Genomic DNA, 5,354 nt, shown 5'->3' on the forward strand with positions numbered 1-5,354 from the left:
CACTCGCTAGGAAAGGACCTCACGTGTCGAAGAACGCCAAGCCCTCGGCCCAGACATCGAGGGCCGTACAGACCGGCATGTACTTCATCGTGGCGATTCTCGCCCTCTTTGTCTTCTTTAACATCAGCGGGCTCGGCACCTCGGTGAACATCTCGTACGCGTTCGTCGCCTTCGCCTTCGTGGTCCTCATTGTCATGCCGAGGTTCTTCCCCCGGCTCGACGCGGACGCGCCCACGACCTCGCGATTCCTCGGCAGCCTGGGCACGCGCATCACGACCACCTACTTCGTCACTGAGCTCCTTGCGTCGGCGATCTTCATCCACTTCGTCACCGACTCCGCCATGTTCTCGTTCTTTGTCCAGGCGGGCCTCTACGTCGTGTATCTCTCGTACGTCGCCTATCAGGCCAATGAGGTCTCCGAGGACTCCCCGGAGGCGCGCGCCGCCGCCCGCGGAAAGTCGCGCGGAGTCGACGCGGTGCCGAAGCTGCGCAACCAGGCCCATGCCCTGGCCGCGCATGCGCAGGGGACCGAGTTCGCGAAGGATGCCCAGCGTATCGAGACCCTGCTCAAGCGCGGTCCGGAGGAGTCCTTCGAAGGCACGCTCGAGATCGAGCAGCAGATCGGCGGATTCCTCTTTGAGCTCGACACCCTGCTCAAGGAGGGCGGTGACGAGCTCACGATGAGCGACTGCGTGCGCATGCTCAACATGCTCATCGACCAAAGGAACCAGATCTGCAAGTAATCGCGCCGGCATTGCGTCCCGCCAGTGTCGCTCGCGCCGTCGGCATTGCGCAAAATTCGATTAGGGCTACGCTGAGGTGGGATTACCGCGCAAAACTCGCTTAGGGCCACGTATTTTAGGGCGCCTTGCCGGCGCCCGATGCCTGAGCCTAAAGAAACGCCCAGTTGGCGGATTCGCCAACTGGGCGTTTTCCTGGGCTTAGGGCAAAAATGCGTGGCCCTAAGCGAGTTTTGCGCGACGGAGGCGCTTGAACGTGGTCCGAATCCAAAAGTGCGTCATACCGAGGGGCGCGGCAACGGTTCGGGAGGGCGAAGCTGAGGCTCGGGGCGAAGCCACGGTTCGAGTGCACGGCCACGGCTCGGGAGCGTAGCCACGCACTCGGGAACGTAGCCGCGGCTAGAGCTCGTAGATCGCGCTGAACTTTTGCGTGAGGTAGTCGGTGTAGTGCTTCGCGTCGAAGGGGGCGCCGCACGCCGCACGCATGAGCTCGTCGGTGTCCTTCGCGCGGCCCCAGCGCCAGATGTTCACGCGCAGCCACTCGCGGATGGGCGCGAGGTCGCCAGATGCGCACACCCCGTCGAAGTCCATGCCACCCGCGACCATGGCATCCTTGAGCTGGGCACCGATGGCGCTGCCGAGCGCGTAGGTGGGGAAGTAGCCCAGGCTGCCATCGGACCAGTGCGTGTCCTGCAGCGCCCCGTGGGCGTCGTCGGGAACCTCGATGCCCAGGTAATCCTTGTATTTCTGTGCCCAAAGGCCCGGGACATCGGCCGCTTTGGCCTCGCCGGAGAAGAGCATCTGCTCGATCTCGTAGCGCACGAGGATGTGCAGCGGGTAGGTGAGCTCGTCGGCGTCGCAGCGGATGAGGCACGGCTCGGCGCAGTTCTCCGCGAGGAAGAGCTGGTGCGGCGTCACGCGCCCGAACTGACCGGGGAAGCGCCCGCGCAGCGTCTTGAGCAGCGGCGTGGCGAAGGTCTCGCTGCGCCCGATGATGTTCTCGAAGAAGCGCGACTGCGCCTCGTGCATGCCCATCGACGTGCCGCCCTTGAGCGACGTGAAGCGGTATGCGGGGTCGACGTTCTGCTCGTACAGCGTGTGGCCGCCCTCGTGGAGCATGCTGAAGACATTGGAGAGGACGTTGTCGGGGTACACATGGCTCGCGATGATCACGAATCCCTCGGAGGGGCCGCCCGTGAAGGGGTGCTCCGTGCGCCCGACCCACAGCGCGTTGGTGTCCACGCCCTCGAGCGCCATCAGGTCGTCGGCGAGCGCCCACTGGCGCGCCTCGTCGAAGTTACCCTCGACGCACGTGTGGCTCGGCTTGTGGCGGCTGGCCATGCAGTCGGCGAGCAGCGGGACGACGCAGTCCTTGACCTGCGCGAAGAACGGGTCGTAGAACGCGCGGTTCGTGCCGTGCTCGTACTCGTCGAGCCAGACGTCGTAGGGATCGGCGCCGGGATTCTTCTCGGAGGCCATGTGCCGCAGGGCCGCGACGATGCGGTCGAGGTAGGGCTCGAAGCTCGCCCAGTCGTCGGCCGCCTTCGCGCGGCGCCAGATGTCGTTGGCCTCCACCGTGAGGCGGCTGAACTCGGCCTGCTCCTCGGCGGGGACGTCGACGAGCGAGGCGCGGTCGCGCTTGAGGACCTTGACCTGGGCCATGCGGGTCTTGCCCAGCAGCTCGGGCTGCGCGCCGAGGCGCTCGAGCAGGGGGCCGACCTCCGGCGCGCAGAGCGCGCGGACGCGCTCCTCCTCGAGGACCGAGGTCGCCTGGCCGCGCTCCTCGGTGGCGCGCGGCGGGTCGATGACGGGGCCGAGGGACCCGATCTCGTCGATCGCGTAGCGGAGTGCGAAGAGCTTGTTCTCGAGCGTATCGAGCGCGGCGATGTCCGCGCGGGGGTTTGCGACGGCGGCGTTGAGGTCGGCGGTCGCGGGATTCTCTGCCATGGCTCCTCCAAAAAGAAGACGAGCGCCGCCGGCCCGGCGGCGCGTGCATGCACGCTCCAAGTGTACCCCGCCGCGCCGAACGCGTCGCTTGGGGCACCGGTCGCGCCCTGCCGTTCCCCGTCTCCACCCGTCGGCTTTATAGTTGTCTGAGCAACTTTTGGCGGCGCTGGCGCAAGCGCCCGCGCGACAACGTGGAAGGACCTCCCATGCAGGCAGTTCTCGGCATCGACATCGGCGGCACGAGCATCAAGGCAGGCCTCTTTACCCCTGAGGGAGAGCTCCTCGAGGAGCGCAAGATCCCCACGCCCGCGCTCACCGACGACGCGGCCTACGCGGTCGTCACCGACGGCCTCGCGAAGATCCTCGCGGCGCACGACTCCGCCCCCGACGACGTCATTGCCCTAGGCCTCGATATCCCCGGTCCCGTCGCGGACGACGGAACCGTGGGCTTCCTCCCCAACATCAAGCTCGACCCGGAGGGTCTCGTCGCCTCCATCAACGCCGCCTTCCCCAACGCGACCGTCGCCTTCGTCAACGACGCCAACGCCGCTGCCCTGGGCGAGATGTGGGCAGGCGTCGCGCGTGGCGTCTCGAGCTACGTGCTCATCGCGCTCGGCACGGGCGTGGGCGCGGGCGTCGTCGTGGGCGGCAAGCTCGTCGCGGGCGCGTTCGGCGCGGGCGGCGAGATCGGCCATGTGACGGTCAACCCCGCCGAGACCCGCATCTGCGGCTGCGGGCGCAAGGGCTGTCTCGAGCAGTACGCGAGCGCCACAGGCATCGTTCGCCTGTATCTCGAGGAGTGCGAGCGCCGCGGGGTCACGCCCGCTCCTGTCGAGCACGCGACCGATACCCTCACCGTCTTCCGTGCCCTGGCGGCCGGCGACGAGTGCGCAAAGATCGCCGTCGACCAGATGTGCGAGTACCTCGCGCAGGCGATGGCGCAGGTCAGCTGCATCGTCGACCCCGCGATGTATCTCATCGGCGGCGGCGTTGCGGGCGCATTCGCCACGTTCGCCCCTGAGCTTCGCCGTCGCTTCGCCGCGCACGCCCTTTCTACCTGCAAGGACGTCCGCATCGAAGCTGCCGGGCTCGGCAACCAGGCCGCCATGTACGGCTGTGCCTACGAGGCGCTCCGCCTGAGGGAAGAGCGGCCGGGAGATTAGACTGAGTCCGAGATCGCCCTTCTTTCAATAAGAGAAGGCGTTTACCGTCGAAAAACTACCGTTCGTCGAAATTCCGCGCCTTGCGTGCTATACTGAATGAGTTGAAGCGGCGTCAAGTGCGTCGCGTGTCGTTTGAGCCGAGGACAGGAGCATCCTTATGAGCGATATCGTCACCGAATCTCATGTCTTTGTTGACTGCAAGGCCGCTACCATCGACGAGGTTCTCGCGTTCTTCGCCGAGAAGACCGTCGAGCTGGGCTTTGCCGACGATGCCAACGCCATCTTCGAGGCGTTCAAGGCCCGCGAGGCCGAGGGCACCACGGGCATGACCGGCGGCTTCGCCATCCCTCACGCCAAGACCGCCGCGGTCAAGGAGGCCACCATCCTCGTGGCCAAGTTTGCCGCCGACGTCGAGTGGCCTTCCATGGACGATGCCCCGATCAAGTGCGCCATCGCGCTGCTGATCCCCGCCGCCGAGGCCGGCACCACGCACCTTCGTCTGCTGTCCAAGATCGCCGTCATGCTCATGGACGCCCACAAGCGCGAGGAGCTTCTTGCCGAGAACGATCCTGCCAAGCTCGCTGCCCTGGTCAACGAGGGCATCACCGAGGAGTAGGGTTTCCGGTCGATTGATTCGACAACGCCGGTCGCCGTCGTGGCGGCCGGCGTTTTTACTGGGACATCGCCGCATTAGCCCCAAGGGAGAAGCCTATGGCCATCAAGCTCATTCTCACCGACATCGACGGCACCATCTTGCCGTACGGCAAGAAGACCGTGACTCGCCGCTGTGTGGACGCGTTCCACGCCGCCATGGACGCCGGCATCCTCGTCGGCCCCGCGAGCGGCCGCTTCTATCCGTGGATTCCCGAGTTCTTCGGCGGCGACGCCTCCTGCTGCGCCACGGCGATCGCCACCAACGGCTCGCAAGTCTACCTTGAGGGCAAGAAGACCCTGCAAAAGGAGGTCGACTCCTCCTGCGTCCGGCGGGCGATGGAGGTTCTCTCAGACGTGGACTCCGCGGGCCTGCTCCTCTTCGAGGGTGAGACTCCGTGTCTCGTGCAGGGCTCCCGTGACGATCTGCTCGTATGCTTCCCCCGCTATGGCGAGACCTGCGTCGACCGTGACGACGTTCCTTCTGCGGGCATCACGAAGGCAAACGTCTTTATCCGCGGCGACCTTGAGCGCACGCGCGAGGTCGTGGCGCTGCTCAACCGCAAGGTCGACGGTCTGGATTTCGACGTCCCGCAGGCGCAGTTCTCCAACGTCATGCCCGCAGGATGGAACAAAGGCGCCGCGCTCGCGTGGCTTCTGAAGCGGCTCGGGATCGGGCGCGACGAGGCGGTCGTCTTCGGCGACGCCGGCAACGACCTCGAGATGTTCTCCACGGTCGATCATTCCGTCGCCGTTGCGGGGGCGCTGCCCGAGGCGCGCGTCGCGGCACGCTGGCACATCGGCGCCGTCGAGGACGATGCCGTGCCCGCCGCCATTGAGGCGCTTGCCGCAG

5 protein-coding genes are annotated in these 5,354 nt (G+C 66.3%); 4 read left to right on the top strand and 1 reads right to left on the bottom strand.

Annotated elements, in window-relative coordinates; translation table 11 throughout:
• Positions 1–23: 23 nt before the first annotated feature.
• On the top strand, positions 24–743 hold the full coding sequence (locus ACT84W_RS05890) for a hypothetical protein (protein ID WP_444328546.1): 720 nt from the start codon (positions 24–26) through the stop codon (positions 741–743).
• Between the two features lie 396 nt (positions 744–1,139).
• Here the strand turns inward: ACT84W_RS05890 and ACT84W_RS05895 are convergent, their stop codons facing one another.
• Entirely contained in the window at positions 1,140–2,687 is a 1,548-nt protein-coding gene (locus ACT84W_RS05895) for a carboxypeptidase M32 (protein ID WP_444328547.1), read from the bottom strand.
• Positions 2,688–2,893: 206 nt separating this feature from the next.
• On the opposite strand from ACT84W_RS05895, the gene ACT84W_RS05900 reads away from it, so the two are divergent.
• The 3 genes from ACT84W_RS05900 to ACT84W_RS05910 form a co-directional block, all read left to right on the top strand.
• Positions 2,894–3,850: an ROK family protein gene (locus ACT84W_RS05900; RefSeq protein ID WP_444328548.1), complete on the top strand. Its 957-nt coding sequence runs from the start codon at positions 2,894–2,896 to the stop codon at positions 3,848–3,850.
• A 157-nt stretch (positions 3,851–4,007) separates the two neighbouring features.
• Positions 4,008–4,466 (top strand): PTS sugar transporter subunit IIA, encoded by a 459-nt coding sequence (locus tag ACT84W_RS05905; protein WP_444328549.1) that lies wholly within the window; start codon positions 4,008–4,010, stop codon positions 4,464–4,466.
• 95 nt (positions 4,467–4,561) lie between these two features.
• The coding region (locus ACT84W_RS05910) for an HAD family hydrolase (RefSeq protein ID WP_444328550.1) at positions 4,562–5,354 on the top strand (793 nt) is incomplete at its 3' end.

The sequence above is a fragment of the Paratractidigestivibacter sp. genome, from assembly GCF_052362415.1.
Classification (GTDB): Bacteria; Actinomycetota; Coriobacteriia; order Coriobacteriales; family Atopobiaceae; genus Paratractidigestivibacter.